A 1,661-nucleotide genomic window follows, 5' to 3' on the forward strand; every position below is an offset into this window, starting at 1 on the left:
GTTTTGAATGAATTCGTTTGAACCTTGAGCCAAGTTTGATTCGCTTTTGTGTTTTCCTCGGAAGACACGAGTAAGGATCACAATGATTGTAAACTGAAGAGTTTGATCATGGCTCAGATTGAACGCTGGCGGCAGGCCTAACACATGCAAGTCGAGCGGTAACAGATCTAGCTTGCTAGATGCTGACGAGCGGCGGACGGGTGAGTAATGCATAGGAATCTGCCCGATAGTGGGGGATAACCTGGGGAAACCCAGGCTAATACCGCATACGTCCTACGGGAGAAAGGGGGCTTCGGCTCCCGCTATTGGATGAGCCTATGTCGGATTAGCTAGTTGGTGAGGTAATGGCTCACCAAGGCAACGATCCGTAGCTGGTCTGAGAGGATGATCAGCCACATCGGGACTGAGACACGGCCCGAACTCCTACGGGAGGCAGCAGTGGGGAATATTGGACAATGGGGGCAACCCTGATCCAGCCATGCCGCGTGTGTGAAGAAGGCCTTAGGGTTGTAAAGCACTTTCAGCGAGGAAGAACGCCTAGTGGTTAATACCCATTAGGAAAGACATCACTCGCAGAAGAAGCACCGGCTAACTCCGTGCCAGCAGCCGCGGTAATACGGAGGGTGCAAGCGTTAATCGGAATTACTGGGCGTAAAGCGCGCGTAGGTGGCTTTATAAGCCGGTTGTGAAAGCCCCGGGCTCAACCTGGGAACGGCATCCGGAACTGTGAGGCTAGAGTACAGGAGAGGAAGGTAGAATTCCCGGTGTAGCGGTGAAATGCGTAGAGATCGGGAGGAATACCAGTGGCGAAGGCGGCCTTCTGGACTGATACTGACACTGAGGTGCGAAAGCGTGGGTAGCAAACAGGATTAGATACCCTGGTAGTCCACGCCGTAAACGATGTCGACCAGCCGTTGGGTGCCTAGAGCACTTTGTGGCGAAGTTAACGCGATAAGTCGACCGCCTGGGGAGTACGGCCGCAAGGTTAAAACTCAAATGAATTGACGGGGGCCCGCACAAGCGGTGGAGCATGTGGTTTAATTCGATGCAACGCGAAGAACCTTACCTACCCTTGACATCTATAGAAGATTGCAGAGATGCGATTGTGCCTTCGGGAACTATAAGACAGGTGCTGCATGGCTGTCGTCAGCTCGTGTTGTGAAATGTTGGGTTAAGTCCCGTAACGAGCGCAACCCTTGTCCTTATTTGCCAGCGAGTAATGTCGGGAACTCTAAGGAGACTGCCGGTGACAAACCGGAGGAAGGTGGGGACGACGTCAAGTCATCATGGCCCTTACGGGTAGGGCTACACACGTGCTACAATGGCCGGTACAAAGGGCTGCGAGCTCGCGAGAGTCAGCGAATCCCTTAAAGCCGGTCTCAGTCCGGATCGGAGTCTGCAACTCGACTCCGTGAAGTCGGAATCGCTAGTAATCGTGAATCAGAATGTCACGGTGAATACGTTCCCGGGCCTTGTACACACCGCCCGTCACACCATGGGAGTGGACTGCACCAGAAGTGGTTAGCCTAACGCAAGAGGGCGATCACCACGGTGTGGTTCATGACTGGGGTGAAGTCGTAACAAGGTAGCCGTAGGGGAACCTGCGGCTGGATCACCTCCTTAAACGATGCGTCACAGTTAGTAAGCGTCCACAATGAATT

General features: G+C 53.5%; 1 rRNA gene. It reads left to right on the forward strand.

What is annotated here, in order from left to right:
- The first annotated feature begins 90 nt into the window (after positions 1–90).
- Positions 91–1,623 (forward strand): 16S ribosomal RNA (locus ACT3TF_RS17160).
- Positions 1,624–1,661: the final 38 nt, after the last annotated feature.

Source organism: Halomonas sp. AOP25-F1-15 (assembly GCF_052378675.1).
Classification (GTDB): Bacteria; Pseudomonadota; Gammaproteobacteria; order Pseudomonadales; family Halomonadaceae; genus Vreelandella; species Vreelandella casei.